This is a genomic window from Bradyrhizobium lablabi, assembly GCF_018131005.1.
Taxonomy (GTDB): domain Bacteria; phylum Pseudomonadota; class Alphaproteobacteria; order Rhizobiales; family Xanthobacteraceae; genus Bradyrhizobium; species Bradyrhizobium lablabi_D.
In genome coordinates, this window is record NZ_JAFCJK010000001.1 from 655,289 (window position 1) to 670,914 (window position 15,626).

Annotated in this window: 13 protein-coding genes; 7 read left to right on the forward strand and 6 right to left on the reverse strand. The window is 63.8% G+C overall.

The annotated features are described in order from the left end of the window. Positions 1-208: 208 nt before the first annotated feature. Genes JQ553_RS34825 through JQ553_RS03070 form a run of 4 tightly spaced genes read left to right on the forward strand, consistent with a single transcriptional unit; the run spans position 209 to position 3,462 of the window. Positions 209-1,471 carry an FUSC family protein gene (locus JQ553_RS34825; RefSeq protein ID WP_212498398.1) on the forward strand — a complete coding sequence of 421 codons (1,263 nt, stop codon included), beginning with the start codon at positions 209-211 and terminating at the stop codon, positions 1,469-1,471. After that, positions 1,389-2,273, forward strand: coding sequence for an FUSC family protein (locus JQ553_RS34830; RefSeq protein WP_283817218.1), 885 nt, complete (start codon positions 1,389-1,391; stop codon positions 2,271-2,273). Before JQ553_RS34825 ends, JQ553_RS34830 begins: the two co-directional genes overlap by 83 nt. Next, positions 2,270-2,488, forward strand: a complete 219-nt coding sequence (locus JQ553_RS03065) for a DUF1656 domain-containing protein (protein WP_212498399.1) — start codon at positions 2,270-2,272, stop codon at positions 2,486-2,488. Before JQ553_RS34830 ends, JQ553_RS03065 begins: the two co-directional genes overlap by 4 nt. Then, positions 2,485-3,462, forward strand: a complete 978-nt coding sequence (locus tag JQ553_RS03070) for an HlyD family secretion protein (RefSeq protein WP_212498400.1) — start codon at positions 2,485-2,487, stop codon at positions 3,460-3,462. The genes JQ553_RS03065 and JQ553_RS03070 overlap by 4 nt, the downstream gene beginning before the upstream one ends. 172 nt (positions 3,463-3,634) lie before the next feature. Here the strand turns inward: JQ553_RS03070 and JQ553_RS03075 are convergent, their stop codons facing one another. The 4 genes from JQ553_RS03075 to JQ553_RS03090 all read right to left on the reverse strand — a co-directional run bounded on the left by JQ553_RS03075 (position 3,635) and on the right by JQ553_RS03090 (position 7,172). Continuing rightward, the gene (locus tag JQ553_RS03075) at positions 3,635-4,144 is read right to left on the reverse strand and encodes an OsmC family protein (protein WP_212498401.1); all 510 of its coding nucleotides are present in this window, start codon (positions 4,142-4,144) and stop codon (positions 3,635-3,637) included. A 58-nt stretch (positions 4,145-4,202) separates the two neighbouring features. Continuing rightward, positions 4,203-4,988, reverse strand: coding sequence for an ABC transporter ATP-binding protein (locus tag JQ553_RS03080; RefSeq protein WP_212498402.1), 786 nt, complete (start codon positions 4,986-4,988; stop codon positions 4,203-4,205). Between the two features lie 287 nt (positions 4,989-5,275). Continuing rightward, the gene (locus tag JQ553_RS03085; protein WP_212498782.1) at positions 5,276-6,118 is read right to left on the reverse strand and encodes an ABC transporter permease; all 843 of its coding nucleotides are present in this window, start codon (positions 6,116-6,118) and stop codon (positions 5,276-5,278) included. 79 nt (positions 6,119-6,197) lie between these two features. Continuing rightward, a complete protein-coding gene (locus JQ553_RS03090) occupies positions 6,198-7,172 on the reverse strand; it encodes an aliphatic sulfonate ABC transporter substrate-binding protein (protein WP_212498403.1) in 975 nt (324 codons plus the stop codon). 197 nt (positions 7,173-7,369) lie between these two features. Here JQ553_RS03090 and JQ553_RS03095 point away from each other — a divergent pair, with 197 nt between their 5' ends. Then, positions 7,370-10,159 carry a [protein-PII] uridylyltransferase gene (locus tag JQ553_RS03095; protein WP_212498404.1) on the forward strand — a complete coding sequence of 930 codons (2,790 nt, stop codon included), beginning with the start codon at positions 7,370-7,372 and terminating at the stop codon, positions 10,157-10,159. A gap of 150 nt (positions 10,160-10,309) precedes the next feature. Here the strand turns inward: JQ553_RS03095 and JQ553_RS03100 are convergent, their stop codons facing one another. Next, the gene (locus JQ553_RS03100; protein WP_409363020.1) at positions 10,310-10,840 is read right to left on the reverse strand and encodes a methylated-DNA--[protein]-cysteine S-methyltransferase; all 531 of its coding nucleotides are present in this window, start codon (positions 10,838-10,840) and stop codon (positions 10,310-10,312) included. A gap of 421 nt (positions 10,841-11,261) precedes the next feature. On the opposite strand from JQ553_RS03100, the gene JQ553_RS03105 reads away from it, so the two are divergent. Next, positions 11,262-12,488: an ABC transporter substrate-binding protein gene (locus JQ553_RS03105; RefSeq protein ID WP_212498405.1), complete on the forward strand. Its 1,227-nt coding sequence runs from the start codon at positions 11,262-11,264 to the stop codon at positions 12,486-12,488. A 214-nt stretch (positions 12,489-12,702) separates the two neighbouring features. Here the strand turns inward: JQ553_RS03105 and JQ553_RS03110 are convergent, their stop codons facing one another. Further along, positions 12,703-13,128 (reverse strand): DUF1330 domain-containing protein, encoded by a 426-nt coding sequence (locus JQ553_RS03110; protein ID WP_212498406.1) that lies wholly within the window; start codon positions 13,126-13,128, stop codon positions 12,703-12,705. 218 nt (positions 13,129-13,346) lie between these two features. On the opposite strand from JQ553_RS03110, the gene JQ553_RS03115 reads away from it, so the two are divergent. After that, positions 13,347-15,557, forward strand: a complete 2,211-nt coding sequence (locus tag JQ553_RS03115) for a transglycosylase domain-containing protein (protein WP_212498407.1) — start codon at positions 13,347-13,349, stop codon at positions 15,555-15,557. The last annotated feature ends 69 nt before the right edge of the window (positions 15,558-15,626 follow it).

A 15,626-nucleotide genomic window follows, 5' to 3' on the forward strand; every position in this document is an offset into this window, starting at 1 on the left:
CCAAGGATCTCCGGATTTTATCTCGGCTCGAGATTAAACGATATCGTCTCGCTATTGGACGAGATCAATGGGCGAGCGCACCTTTCATCCGTGAGGGAACGCGCCTGGACGAAGTCAGCGCTTTGTCGAGCAATCGGCGCGGAAGAGATGGCGCCGTCCAGTTGAGGTTCCGGCTCCGCTAGATGGCGCGTCCGATGGAAAACACTCAATGACTACCGATGAGCCCAGCCGAATGTCCTTGCCCAGGTTCCCGGAGCGACAGGTCCGTGTGCTCGATTTGGAACGTCTGAACAGGATGGCCGCAGGCACGGTTCCCGCGCTTCTCTTCGGCTTGCGGCTTTGGGCTTCTGTTTGCCTCGCGCTCTATATCGCTTTCTGGCTCGAACTCGACAGCCCGTTTTGGGCCGGCACCTCGGCGGCGATCGTCTGTCAGCCGCAGCTCGGCGCAGCACTGCGCAAGGGGTGGTTCCGCATGATCGGCACGCTGGTCGGCGCTATCGCGATCGTTGTGCTGACCGCATGCTTTCCGCAGGATCGTGCATCGTTTCTCCTTGGGCTCGCCCTGTGGGGAGCGGCATGTGCATTCGTCGCGACGTTAGTCCGCAACTTTGCAGGCTATGGCGCAGCGCTGGCCGGCTATACGGCGGCAATTATTGCCAGCGATCAGCTCGGCGCAATCGGCGGCGTACACGGTGACGTCTTCATGCTGGCTGTCACCCGTGCAAGCGAGACTTCCATTGGCATCGTCTGCGCCGGCGTCGTTCTCGCTGGAACCGATCTCGGCAGCGCCCGCAGGCGGCTAGCCACGCTCTTTGCAGACCTGGAGGCACGAATCGCAGCGGGACTTACCGGCACATTCGCGCCGACCGGGCCTGAACCATCTACCACGCGATCGATGCGGCGTGCACTCGTGCAGAGAGCTATTGCCCTCGACCCGATGATCGACGAAACGCTCGGGGAATCGGCTCAAATCCGTTATCATTCGTCGGTCTTGGAGAGGGCGGTGGAAGGCTTGTTCGCCGCCCTGGCCGGCTGGCGTACGGCGGCAAATCACCTTGTCGAGCTGCCCAGCGCGGAGTCCCGGCAAGACGCGGCAATCATCCTGCAAATCCTGCCGCTCGAGCTGCGATCCACAAACGCCGAGCCGTCGCGGTGGATCGCTGATCCGACCGGCCTGGGCAGGCTCTGTGAGACGACCGCGCGCCGGCTAATCGAGCTGCCCTCTCGCACCCCATCGCTCCGCCTGCTCGCCGACCAGACCGCCGAAGCGCTGGTCGGCATGTCGCTTGCGGCGAAGGGCCTGGCTTTGCTTGTCGCCGCCCCCCGCTCGACCTGTCCCGCGCCGCCACAATGTCATCCGCCTGCACGTCGCGGACTGGCTGCCAGCTCTGGTCAATGCAGCGCGCGCATTCGTTACGGTCTGCTCCGTCGCGTTGTTTTGGATCGTCACCGCCTGGCCGGGCGGCGCTGAGGCCATCACCTTCGCAGCCATCTCCGTCATTCTGTTCGCGCCGCGAGCGGATCAGGCTCACGCGGGGGCCATGGGCTTCATGGTGGGTACCGGAATCGCAGCTGTTGCCGCGTCGATCATCAGGTTCGCGGTGCTGCCGCACCTGGAGACCTTTGCCGCCTTCAGCCTCGCGATCGGCCTTTGGCTGGTCCCCGCCGGTGCCGCGGCGGGGAATTGGAGAAGCGGCGCGCTCACCTATATGGCGGCGTATTTTGTACCGTTGCTCGCGCCCGAGAACCAGATGAGCTACGACGCAGCGCAATTCTACAACGCGGCGCTCGCGATCCTCGCCGGCATCGGCGCCGCGGCACTGTCGTTTCGCCTGCTGCCACCACTGTCGCCGGAATTCTGCGCCCGACGGTTGCTGGCCTTGACCTTGCGCGACCTGCGCCGTCTCGCGATGGGGCGGACGTTCGGCGACTGGATGGGCCACATCCATGGCCGGCTCTCGGCCATGCCGCGAGGAGCGATCCCTCTACAGCGCGCTCAACTGTTGGCGTCGCTCTCAGTGGGATCCGAGATAGTCGGGCTGCGCCCTCTGGCTCGACGGCTCGGCGTCGGCACCGATTTCGAACACGCTCTCGCCGCTCTGGCGGAAGGCGAGAGTTCGATCGCCATTGAGCACCTCACTCGCCTCGACGCGGCGCTCGCCGGTAACAGATTTGCCCAACGCGAGGTGGTGCAGGCGCGCGCTCGCATTCTCACCCTATCGGAGGTGTTGCTTGAGCACGCCGATTACTTCGATTCAGGAGCACTAACATGAGGTTTGTCGAGGTCAACCTGTTCGGTGTGTATGTTGCACCCATTTCGCTCATGATGGTCGGCGCCTGGCGCGTCACGATTGCGCTGCGCCGGGTCCTCAGCCGCTTTGGTTTGCTCCGATACGTCTGGCATCCAGCCCTGTTCGTGTTTGCCACGTACATCATCGTTCTTTCGTCCTGGGTTCTGATCGTGGCCCACTGGAGTTCGCCATTATGACCGTTACTGAAATCATATCGAAGCAAGGCAAGAGGCCCGATCATCGTGAGCAGAGCCCGTTCCTTGCGCCGGAAACGGATGAGTTCGCCAGACGTCGTATCAAGGTAATTCCGTTCCTGATCACCCTGGCAACCGTCGCGCTTGCCGGGCTGCTCGGCTGGGCGATGTGGCGCGTCTATATGGAGGCACCGTGGACGCGCGACGCTACCGTGCGCGCCTATGTCGTCACGATCGCGCCCGAGGTGTCGGGCCGGATTGTGGAACTGCCGGTCGCCGACAATCAATTCGTCCACAAGGGCGACCTGCTCATGGTCGTTGATCCCACGAACTTCGCGATTGCCGCCCGGCTCGCAGATGCCGCCGTCGACCAGGCGCAGGCCCTCGCGCAGAATGCGCGGGCCCAGTCGGAGCGCCGGCAGAAGCTGACTGATCTGGCGATCTCGCAGGAAGAGCAGCAGACGTTCTCCAGCAACTCGCTGAGCGCCGATGCGGCCTATCAGCAGGCGCTTGCGAAACGCGACCAGGCGCATGTCGACCTCGAGCGCACCCGCATCGTCTCTCCGGTCAACGGGTATGTGACGAACTTGCAGGTGCAACTTGGCGATTTCGTCACTGTCGGGCAGAGGAGCATCTCGCTCGTCAACACCGATTCCTTTTGGGTCGACGCATATTTCGAGGAGACCAATCTGCGAGGGATTCGCGAAGGAGACCTCGCTTCGATCAAATTGATGGGCCACGGCGAAGTCGTTCGTGGGCATGTCGAGAGCGTCGCCCGCGGCATCGATATACCAAACACTCAGCCGGACACGTCCGGTCTCGCCTCGGTAAATCCGATCTTCACCTGGGTCCGCCTCGCGCAGCGCATTCCGGTGCGCATCCATCTCGATGACGTGCCAAGCGACGTGCGGCTGGTGGCCGGATTGACCGCCACGGTACAGATTGAGCCAGGATCAGCGAAGCGGTCGCATCATTGATCGCTGCTCATGTACGGAACCCGCTTTAGGCCGCGAGGCGTCGGCATCGAAGGGGCATCCGTGCCTTGCCACTCGCGATAGCGGCGCCACTCGGCGCGCCGCCGCTGCCGCGTCTTGGCGGCTGACGGCGAGCACGATGGTTGACGACCCCTCCAGCAGAGAGTGAAGATCATCACACCCGTTGCATCGATACCGACACCTTCGGGCCATTTTTGATGGTCTGATAGACCACGCAATAGCGCTCAGTCAGCCTCAGAAGCGAATCAAGCTTCTCCTGCGGAGCGTCGGTGCCGACCTCGAAACGCAAGCGGATTTCACGAAAGCCGACCGGGGCTTCCTTGTCGACACCGAGCGTGCCGCGGAAATCGAGGTCGCCCTCGGCAAAGACGTTACCGCTCTTGAGTGGCACTTCGACGGCGGTCGCGACCGATTTCAGCGTCACGCCGGCGCAGGCGACCAGCGCCTCCAGGAGCATGTCGCCGGAACAGAGCTCGAGACCGGAGCCGCCGGTTGCGGGGTGGAGGCCGGCGACCGCGAGCGCGCGGCCGGTCTCGATCTTGCAGGAAATGCCTTCGCGTTCGATCGAGCCCTTGGCCTTCAGCGTGACCACGGCGGCCGAGGGATCGGCCTTGTAGCGCTCCTTGATCGGGGCCTGCATTGCGCGGAGTTCGGCGGCGTCCATAGTTTCATCTCCCGACGTTCGTTGTTATCTGCCGATGTAAGGCTTTAATGCGCGGATGTCACCACCACATCGCTTCGCCGGCGCTTGATTTGGCCGTGAGATCACGCACCGAACGGTCCAGTGAGCGGTCGAGCGCGGTCAGAACACGGCGCTTGAAGTTGTCGAACAGCTCCGATTTGCGGTCGCGGGGACGCGCCAGGTTGATGGTGATCTCCTCGAACAGCCGGCCCGGCCGCGGCCGCATCACCAGCACGCGATCGGCCAGCGTCACCGCCTCGTCGACGTCGTGGGTCACCAGGATGAGGGTCGGCCGCGTGTCGGCCCAGAGGTTGAGCAGATGGTCCTGCAGGTCGCGCCGGGTGAAAGCGTCGAGCGCGGAGAACGGCTCGTCGAGCAACAGCACCTCCGGCTGTGGCACCAGGGCGCGAGCAATCGCTACCCGCTGCGCCTGCCCGCCGGAGAGTTCGCGCGGCCAGGCCTCGGCCTTGTCGGCAAGGCCGACACGGGCGAGCGCCGCCGCAATGCGCTTGCGTCTGACGTCAGCGGGCAGTTCCGACAGGCCGAAGCCGACATTGTCGGCGACGCTGAGCCAGGGCAGCAGCCGCGGCTCCTGGAAGATGATGCCGATCTTGGCATGCGGCGAGGTGATCGTGGCATTATCCAACGTCACGGCGCCCGAGGTCGCGCGGTCGAGGCCGGCGATGGCACGCAACAGCGTCGACTTGCCGCAGCCGGAGCCGCCGATGATGGCGACGATCTCGCCGGGCTTGATCGCGGCCGAGAAGCGCTCCAGCGCGTGCACGCCGTTGGGATAGGTCTTGCCGACCTCCTTCAGTGCGAGCATCAGTGCCCTCCTTCCGAAGTTCGTCATCTTTCGGTCCACCCTCTGCCCGAACTTCGGAAAGCAAGAGGGCGCTGACAAAATGACTATTCTAGTGCCGCCGATCGATTTGAAATTCCTGTTCGGACTCGCGGCTTGCACCGCAGGAACTTCAAATCGGCGGCACTAAGGCGCGATGAGATCAGAATGAGCCATCATCGCGCTGTAGCTGTTGTTTGCGGATGATCTCCGCGCAAACGCTACGCGTTTGTCGCGAGGGAAAACCGCTACGCACTTTTCCGGATCATGCTTTAGTACCCTCCCCGCGCGCCGAACGCGTCCTGCCAGCGCAATAGCGGCGAGGCCGCGACCTCGATGAGCCAGTCGGTGAGCTTGCCGAGGATCGCGAAGATCACGATCGCTGCGAGGATCTGCGCGGGCTTGCCAAGCTGCTGGCCGTCGAGCAGCAAATAGCCCAGTCCCTCGGAGGCCCCTATCAGCTCGGCCGCCACCACGAACATCCACCCAAGGCCAAGGCCGACCCGGAGCGCCACCACATAGGCCGGCAGCACTGCAGGCAAAAGAATGCGGCGGATCATGGCGGCCCCGGAGAGGCGGAAGACGCGCCCGACCTCGACGATCTTGCGATCGACCGAGAGGATCGCGCCCATCACGCCGAGATAGATCGGAAAGAACACGCCGACCGCGATCAGCACGATCTTCGAGGTCTCGAAAATGCCGAGCCAGAGCACGAACAGCGGCACCCAAGCGAGCGAGGGGATCGCGCGAAGCGCTTGCACCGTGGGATCCAGCAGCCGGCGCGCGAGGCCCCAATAGCCCGAGATCGCGCCGAGGATCGTGCCGGAGATCACGCCAAGCACGAAGCCCGCACCGACGCGCGTCACTGTCGCGAGGATGTGCCGCGAAAGCTCGCCGCTTTTCGCGAGTTCAGCGATGGTCGCGAACAGCCGCGACGGCGGCGGCACGAGTCGGCCATTGGACCAGCCGAGGAACACCACGAGCTCCCAGCCAAGCGCGAGCGCGGCCGGCAACGCCAGCCCGAGCGCCGGCCGCGCATAGCGCGACCAGCGCGCCGATGCCACATGCGGCACCGCCGCATCGGTCTGTTCCAGCGCCGGCAGGTCAACGGTCATGGCCATAGCAAAGAACGCGTCTGGCGAGGGATTGCAAGGAGGCGAACACCCTCCCCCGAAGGAGAGGGTGAGAACCGCGCTAATTCGTCGGCAAAGGAACCTGGTCGTCGACCAGCGCGTCCAGCGTCGCCTTCACGTCGACCTTGGCGTCGACGACGCCGGCCTGCTGTAGCGCCAGGCCGGCCGCGAGGATGGATTCGCGCTGCGGAGCGCCGATGTGGCTGTGGGTCAGCTCGGTGCGCTCCTTCAGCTGCTTGTCGACCACCGCCTCCGGCAATTTTGTGACACCGATGAAGGTCTTCTTCAGATCATCGTAGTTCGCCAGCGAGTATTTGCGCGCCTCTTCGTAAGTCGCGAGCACGCGGCGGACGACATCCGGATAATCCTTCAAGAACTGCTCCCGCACATTGAGGATGCCCCAGGTGTTGGCGTCGGCCTTGCGATAGAACAGCTTGGCGCCCTCCTCGACTTCCGCCTGTGCCATCATCGGGTCGAGGCCGGCCCAGGCGTCGACGTCGCCGCGGATCAAGGCAGTCTTGCCGTCGGCGTGCTGCAGCAGCACGGGGGTGATGTCCTTCTCGCCCAAGCCGGCGCTGAGCAGTGCGCGGACCAGGAAGATGTGCGGGTCGGTGCCACGGGTGACCGCGACGCGCTTGCCCTTGAGGTCAGCGACGGAAACGATTTTGGAATCCTTGGTCGTGACCAGTGCGGTCCATTCGGGGCGCGAATAAACATAGATCGACTTGATCGGGTTGCCGTTGATCCTCGCGACCAGCGCGGCCGAACCCGCGGTCGAGCCGAAATCGATAGAGCCGGCGTTGAGGAATTCGAGCGCCTTGTTGGACCCCGCCGACTGCACCCAGACGATGCTGATGCCGTCCTTGGCGAACTCCTTCTCCAGGAGGCCCTTCTGCTTCAAGACCAGCGACACCGGATTATAGGTCGCCCAGTCGATGCGGATCTCCTTCAGCGCGTCAGCCGCAAAGGCCGCGCCGGGAAACAGGGTAGAGACCGCGACCAGAGCGGCCAGAGTGCGCCGTGAAAAAATTGGCATCGTCGATCTCCCGAATGTGATTTTGAAACACCTTTTTAATTCAATGAGTTAGGCCTACCGTCAACGAGAAAATTTGTCCCTTCGTCACGACAGCACGAGAACAGGCTTGCTCAGAACCCCGCTGAGACAGCATGGAGCTGTTGCCCACATACTTTGGTCAGTGACAGCAAAGACGCTGTCCGTTATCGGATGAATGCATGGACAGCGTCGTAGCAGAGGTCCGCCCCCCAGCGGACAATCGTTTCGAAACCGCGCGCGTTACCGCCGCGATCAATGCACTCGCCGAAAAGCATTCCGGCCGCGAGGATCAATTCCGCGCAGCAATGGCGCAACTGCTCAAGGCCGAGCTCATCACGGCGCGCGCCACCGCGCAGGCGCTGCTCTTGAAGGACCGTCACGGCCGCCGCTGCGCCGAGCGGCTCTGCTTCGTGCAGGACGAGATCATCCGCATCCTCTATGCGGCTGCGACCAGGCATCTATATCACTCGCCGATCCCGTCAGGTGCCGAGCGCATGGCCGTGGTCGCGACCGGCGGCTACGGCCGCGGGCTGATGGCGCCGGAATCCGACATCGATCTGCTGTTCATCCTGCCCTACAAGCAGACCGCCTGGGGCGAGCAGGTCGCCGAAGCCATACTCTATTGCCTGTGGGACATGGGGCTGAAGGTAGGCCACGCCACCCGTTCGGTCGATGAATCGATCCGCCAGGCGCGCGGCGACATGACGATCCGCACCGCGATCCTTGAGACACGGTTCCTCGCCGGCGACCAGCCGCTCTATGACGAACTGGTCGAGCGCTTCGACAAGGATGTGGTGCAGGGAACGGCGTCTGAATTCGTTACCGCCAAGCTCGCCGAGCGCGAGGAGCGGCATCGCCGCGCAGGCCAATCGCGCTATCTGGTCGAGCCCAATGTGAAGGACGGCAAGGGCGGCTTGCGCGACCTGCACACGTTGTTCTGGATCGCCAAATACGTCTACCGCGTGCGCGAGACGGACGAGTTGCTCGAGCGCGGCGTGTTCGACGCCCAGGAGTACCGCACCTTCCGCCGCTGCGCCGATTTCCTCTGGTCGGTCCGCTGCAATCTGCACTTCTTCGCAGGGCGGCCCGAGGAGCGGCTGTCGTTCGACATGCAGCGCGAGATCGCCGTCAGGCTCGGCTATACCTCACATCCGGGCATGCAGGATGTCGAGCGCTTCATGAAGCACTACTTCCTGATCGCCAAGGACGTCGGCGACCTCACCGCGATCCTGTGCGCCAAGCTCGAGGAGGAACAGAAAAAGCCTGCGCCGGTGCTGAGCCGCATGGTGGCGCGCTTCCGCCCGGGCACCAAACGGCGCGTGCCGAACAGCGACGACTTCATCGTCGACAACAACCGCATCAACCTCGCCGCGCCCGACGTATTCAAGCATGACCCGGTCAATCTCATCCGGATCTTCCGCCTGGCGCAGGTGAACAATCTCGCCTTCCATCCCGACGCGATGCGCACGGTGACGCGTTCGCTGAAGCTCGTCAACACGCAACTCCGCGAGAACGAGGAAGCCAATCGCCTGTTCATGGAGATCCTGACCTCCGACAACGCGGAGATCGTGTTGCGGCGAATGAACGAGACCGGCGTGCTCGGCCATTTCATCCGCGCCTTCGGCAAGATCGTGTCGATGATGCAGTTCAACATGTACCATCACTACACGGTGGACGAGCATCTGATCCGCTGCATCGGCTTTCTGCAGGACATCGAGCGCGGCGGCCACGAGGAGTTCGTGGTCGCAAGCGACCTGTTCCGCAAGATCCGGCCCGAGCACCGCCCGGTGATCTACATCGCAACGCTATTGCATGACATCGCCAAGGGCCGCCCCGAGGATCACTCGATCGCCGGCGCCAAGGTGGCACGGCGGCTGTGCCCGCGACTCGGCTTCTCGGCCGCCGACACCGAACTGGTGGCATGGCTGATCGAGGTGCACCTCACGATGTCCACGGTCGCGCAGTCGCGCGACCTGTCGGATCGCAAGACCATCGAGAATTTCGCCGCCGTGGTGCAATCGGTCGAGCAGATGAAGCTGCTCACGATCCTGACCACCGCCGACATCCGCGGCGTCGGCCCGGGGGTGTGGAACGGCTGGAAGGCGCAGCTCCTGCGCACGCTGTACTACGAGACCGAGCCGGTGCTGACCGGCGGCTTCTCGGAGGTGAACCGCGCCCAGCGCATCGCAGTGGCGCAGGCCGAATTCCGCCAGGCCTTCACCGAATGGCCGGAACAGGAGCTCAACACCTATATCGGCCGGCACTATCCGGCCTACTGGCTCAAGGTCGAGTTGCCGCGCAAGATCCGGCAGGCGCGCTTCATCCGCGCCAGCGAACAGGCGGACCACAAGCTCGCGATCAATGTCGGCTTCGATGAGATGCGCGGCGTCACCGAGCTGACCATTTTTGCGATGGACCATCCCTGGCTGCTGTCGATCATCGCGGGCGCCTGCGCGTCGGCCGGCGCCAACATCGTCGACGCGCAGATCTACACCACGACCGACGGCCGCGCGCTCGACACAATCTCGATCTCCAGGGAGTACGACCGCGACGAGGACGAGGGCCGCCGCGCGACGCGGATCGGCGAGATGATCGAGGACGTGCTGGAAGGCAAGCTGCGCTTGCCCGAAGCGGTGGCGCGCCGCACCCTGCGCAGCAAGACGCGCCCCTTCACCGTCGAGCCCGAGGTCATCATCAACAACCAGTGGTCGGACCGCTACACCGTGATCGAGGTCTCCGGCCTCGACCGGCCAGGGCTGCTCTACCAGCTCACCACGGCGATCTCGAAGCTCAATCTCAACATCGCCTCCGCGCATGTCGCGACCTTCGGCGAACGCGCCCGCGACGTATTCTACGTCACAGACTTGCTCGGCGCCCAGATCATCGCGCCGACCCGGCAGGCCGCGATCAAGAGCGCGCTACTGCATCTGCTGTCAAGCGAGGACACCGCGGCGAAGCCGGCGGCCTAGAGTGCCCCGCTGCACTGACAACTGTCCCCTCATCCTGAGGAGCGCGCAGCGCGTCTCGAAGGATGTACGCCCCCGTCCGTGGCCGTCATGCTTCGAGACGCGCGTTCCGCGCTCCTCGGCATGACGGAATTTGTAGCAGGGTGCATTCCGTTACGAATCGATTGTCACGCCCTCGTGCCGCAGCAACCAACGCTTTCTGTCGAGCCCGCCGCCATATTTCACCAGCGATCCGTTGGCGCCGATCAGGCGGTGGCAGGGCACGACGACGCTGATCGGATTGGAGCCGTTGGCGTGTCCGACCGCGCGCATCGCGTTCGGCGCCTTTAGTTTCGCGGCCAGCGCGCCATAGCTCATGGTTGTGCCAGCCGGAATTTTCGGGAGCGCGGTCCAGACCTTCTTCTGGAACGGCGTGCCGGCCACGCACCATTCGATAGTTGCGAGCCGGTCGAGATCGCCCTTGAAATAACCGCCGAGCGCTCTCGACAGGGAGCGCGGCGCGCGGCCCTGCTGCAATGTCACCGCGCCGTATTGGAGACGCAGCAGCTCCAGCATCCGTCCCTCGTAATCCTCCCAGTCGAGCGCACGCAGCATGCCCTCGTCATCGGTCACCAGCAGCGCGACGCCGATCGGCGTCCCGAGGCGGTCGAGCGTGAAGGTCTGGGACATCTTGCGATCGGCCATCGTCATCTCACGGGATTGCGGCACCATCCGTGTACTTTTCGCGACGCCCATGGTGGCGTCCACCCGAATTCCGGCGTGCCGGTTGGAGGACCGAATCATTGCCAAGATTCTGGTCGGCGCATCCTTTATGTGCGGGCAGCCCCAGCGGCGCTAGCTGATCTTGCTCTTGACGGCCCAAGGCGCCGATCTCACCGCGCTTGAGACACCATAAACCAGCTCCCTTGCTGCTCGCGACAAGGGGAATCAGGAGGGAGCGCCCCCTACTTTCGTTGGCGGCCACCGGTCACCTTTTCGTCACCGTTCATCTTGCGTTGCAGCAAGGCTTCCGCCAGTATCCCGCCGCAAGCGATGGCACCCCGCTGCAATCTGAGCTCGGGGGCAAGATCATCGGTCAACACCAGCCACGGGAGAGAACAGCACTATGAGGAATGGGATTTTCCACTTGGTCACGGGAACAGCGCTGGCGATCGCGCTGTCGGCGTCGCCGGCCTCCGCGCAGAAGAAGTACGATTCCGGCGCGACCGACACCGAGATCAAGATCGGCCAGACCGTCCCCTTCTCCGGACCGGCCTCTGCCTATGCCAGCATCGGCAAGACGCAGGCGGCGTATTTCAAGATGATCAACGACCAGGGCGGCGTGAACGGCCGCAAGATCAACCTGATCCAGTATGATGATGCCTATTCGCCGCCGAAGGCCGTCGAGCAGGTGCGCAAGCTCGTCGAGAGCGACGAAGTGCTGCTGACCTTCCAGATCGTCGGTACGCCGTCGAACGCCGCCGTGCAGAAATATCTCAACGCCAAGAAAGTGCCGCAGCTGTTCGCGGCAACCGGCGCCTCGAAGTTCACCGACCCGAAGAACTTCCCCTGGACGCTCGGTTTCAACCCGAACTATTTCGTCGAAGGCCGCATCTACGGCCAGTACATCCTGAAGGAGCATCCGAACGCCAAGATCGGCATCCTCTACCAGAATGACGACCTCGGAAAAGATTATCTGAACGGAATCAAAGCAGGCCTCGGCGACAAAGCGGCCAAGATGATCGTGGCCGAAGCCTCCTACGAAGTTTCCGACCCGACCATCGATTCACAGGTGCTCAAGATCAAGGATGCCGGCGCCGATCTGTTCTTCTCGGCCTCGACGCCGAAACAGGCCGCTCAGGCAATCAAGAAGATCGCCGAGCTTGGCTGGAAGCCGGTACACATCGTCGACATCAACGCCACCTCGGTTGGCGCGGTGCTGCAACCGGCGGGCCTCGATGCATCGAAGGGCCTGATCAGCACCAATTACGGCAAGGACCCGAGCGACCCGCAGTGGAAGGATGATCCCGGCATGAAGCGGTATTTCGACTTCATGGCCAAGTATTATCCCGACGGCGACAAGAACTCGAATTTCAACACCTACGGCTTCTCGACGGCCCAGCTGATGGTGCATGTACTCAAGCAGTGCGGCGACGATCTCACCCGCGAGAACGTGCTCAAGCAGGCGACCAACCTGAAGAACGTGGAACTCGACCTGTCGCTGCCCGGCATCAAGGGCAACACCGCGCCGAACGACTATCGCGTCAACAAGCAGCTCCAGATGATGAAGTTCAACGGCGAGCGCTGGGAGCTGTTCGGCCCGATCCTCGAGGACGCCGGTCCCGCGGGCTAGCGGCATCGCAGTTTCGACAAACGATCGGTGGCCTCATGGGCCGCCGATCTGCTTTGGCGACGCGCGCACTCCATCCCCGTCATGCAGGGGCGGCCGCAGCGCGGCCGTCTCGAAGCACGGCAGCCTGCCTGGGGCCGTGTATGCTTCGAGGCTCGCTCCGCGAGCGCCTCAGCATGACGGGCCAGCAACGAGTACGCCGAACGCGAACACGCTGTCACTTCGGAATTTCCCCGAATGTTTTCCCCACCGGCAGAACCGCGTGCCGGATCAGCCGGGAATCCTCCACCGCGGCCTGGCGATGCTTCACGGCTTCGCGATAGACGGGATCGCGGATCATCGCGACGAAAGCGTCAACGCTCGGATATTCGGCGATGAAGCAATGGTCCCAGCGCTCATCCTGCGGACCGATCAACATCAGCTCGAAGCGGCCCTGCCAGACGATCCGCCCGCCGAGCCGCTCGAATACCGGACCGCTTTCGCGGCCATAGGCAGCGTAGGCCTCCGCGCCCGTCGCCTTGCGGCCATCGGGATAGGCGGCCTGCGCGCGCAATCGGACCAGATTGAGCATATGGATTGGGCCGGGCCGGTTGTTGTCCCGGAACTGCGCGAAGATCTCCTTGGTCGGATCGATATGGCCCATGCGGCGCTCCCTTTGTCGTAGCCCAGAGCGTGATAACATCATCAGGCTCCAGCCTCTTGTTCGAACATGATTTTTTTCGAAAAACCGGCATCCGAGTTTCGCATCATGCTCCGTCATTTGCACGCGCTGCCTCACCTCCTAATGGCGCGTTAAGCTTTGCGTAACCGCGCCTTAAACCGGGAACGCTAGCGTGCGTCCCGGATCGGTGAGAGTCGCGTATGGCGTGGGGACGAAAAAAAAGCGGTGGGCGCAAGGAACCGCTGTTCGGGCTTCCGGCCGCGCTTGCCGACCTGCGGCTGTCCCCCGAAGACCGCGTTCCCGGCGGCGGCGGCGACAAGCCGGCAAAGCCCAAGCGCAAGAGTGACGTTTCCGCCGACGAGAAACCGCGTCCCTCGCGCAGCGCAAGCAGGCGCCGTGGCAAATCAGGCCGCTTCGGCATCGGCCGTCTGTTCTATTGGGCCGTGGTGCTCGGTCTCTGGTCCGGCATCGCGGTCATCGGTGTCGTGGTTTGGGTCGGCGCACATCTGCCACCAATCCAGTCTCTGGAGATTCCGAAGCGGCCGCCGACGATCCAGATCGTCGGCCTGGACGGCAGCGTGCTGGCGCAGCGCGGCGAAATGGCTGGTGCCAACGTCGCGCTCAAAGATTTGCCGCCCTATCTGCCGAAGGCATTCATCGCCATCGAAGACCGCCGCTTCTATTCGCATTATGGTGTTGACCCGATCGGCATCGGGCGCGCGTTGGTCGCCAACATCCTGCATCGCAGCGTATCGCAGGGTGGCTCGACGCTGACGCAACAGCTCGCGAAGAATCTGTTTCTGACCCAGGAGCGCACCGTGCAGCGCAAGCTGCAGGAGGTCGAGCTAGCGCTGTGGCTCGAGCGCAAGCATTCCAAGAACGAAATCCTCGAACTTTATTTGAACCGCGTCTATTTCGGCTCCGGCGCCTATGGCGTCGAGGCGGCGGCGCAACGCTATTTCGGCAAGTCGGCGAAGAACGTGACGGTGGCGGAGGCTGCAATGCTCGCGGGCCTCGTCAAATCGCCGTCGCGGCTCGCGCCGAACCGCAACCCGGAAGGCGCCGAGCAGCGCGCGCAAATCGTGCTCGCCGCGATGGCGGACGCCAAGTTCATCACGGAAGCGCAGGCCAAGACCTCGATCGGCCAGCCCTGGGTCAGTGTGAAGCCGGCCGGCGCCGGCACCGTCAATTATGTCGCCGACTGGATCGGTGAAGTGCTCGACGACCTCGTCGGCCAGATCGATCAGGACATTGTGGTGCAGACCACCATCGATCCGAAGCTGCAGGGCGTTGCGGAGGCCGCGATCATCGACGAGCTCGCCGCCAAGAGCGTGAAATTCAACGTCAGCCAGGGCGCACTGGTGGCGATGACGCCTGATGGTGCGGTGCGCGCCCTGGTTGGCGGCCGGAACTACGCAGATAGCCAGTATAACCGCGCGGTGACCGCGAAGCGCCAACCCGGCTCGGCCTTCAAGCCGTTCGTCTATCTGACCGCGATGGAGTCGGGCCTGACGCCGGAGACCATCCGCACAGACGCGCCGCTCGACGTCAAAGGCTGGAAGCCTGAGAACTACACCCACGAGTATTTCGGCTCGGTGACGCTGACCCAGGCACTCGCGATGTCGCTGAATACGGTCGCGGTGCGGCTCGGCCTCGAGGTCGGCCCAAAAAACGTGGTGCGCACCGCGCACCGACTCGGCATCTCCTCCAAGCTCGACGCCAACGCCTCGATCGCGCTCGGTACCTCCGAGGTCTCCGTGATCGAGCTGGTCGGCGCCTACGCGCCCTTTGCCAATGGCGGGCTCGGCGTGTCGCCGCATGTGGTAACCAGGATTCGCACCAGCGGCGGCAAAATCCTCTACGACCGGCCCTCCGATCAACTGGGCCGGGTGATCGAGCCGCGCTTTGTCGCGATGATGAACGCCATGATGCGTGAAACGCTGATCTCGGGCACCGCGCGCAAGGCGGAAATCCCGGGCTGGACCGCCGCGGGCAAGACCGGCACCAGCCAGGATTTCCGCGACGCCTGGTTCATCGGCTACACCGCCAGTCTCGTGACAGGCGTCTGGCTCGGCAATGACGACAACTCGCCGACCAAGAAGGCAACCGGCGGCGGTCTGCCGGTGGAAGTGTGGACGCGCTTCATGAAGACCGCGCATCAGGGCGTGCCAGTGGCCAATTTGCCGAACTCGCAGGGAGGCTGGGCGCTGTCGAACCTGGTGCAGGCATCGTCGCAGGTCACCGCGCCCAGCTATCCCGCGCAGCCGCAGATGCCACCTTCGCCGGTCCCCCCTGCCGGCGCCTACCGTCCGTCGCCAACCCGTGCTTCAGCGTCGCCGAACCCGAACGCACGGCCGGAGGCCGCCGCAGGACTGGACGGCTGGCTGGTGGATCGATTGTTCGGAAGGTAGAGGCGAATGCCGTGGCCTCGGCGGAACGCTGCAGCTTGATCCTGAAAAGTGTAGCGGTTTTCCCCCGCG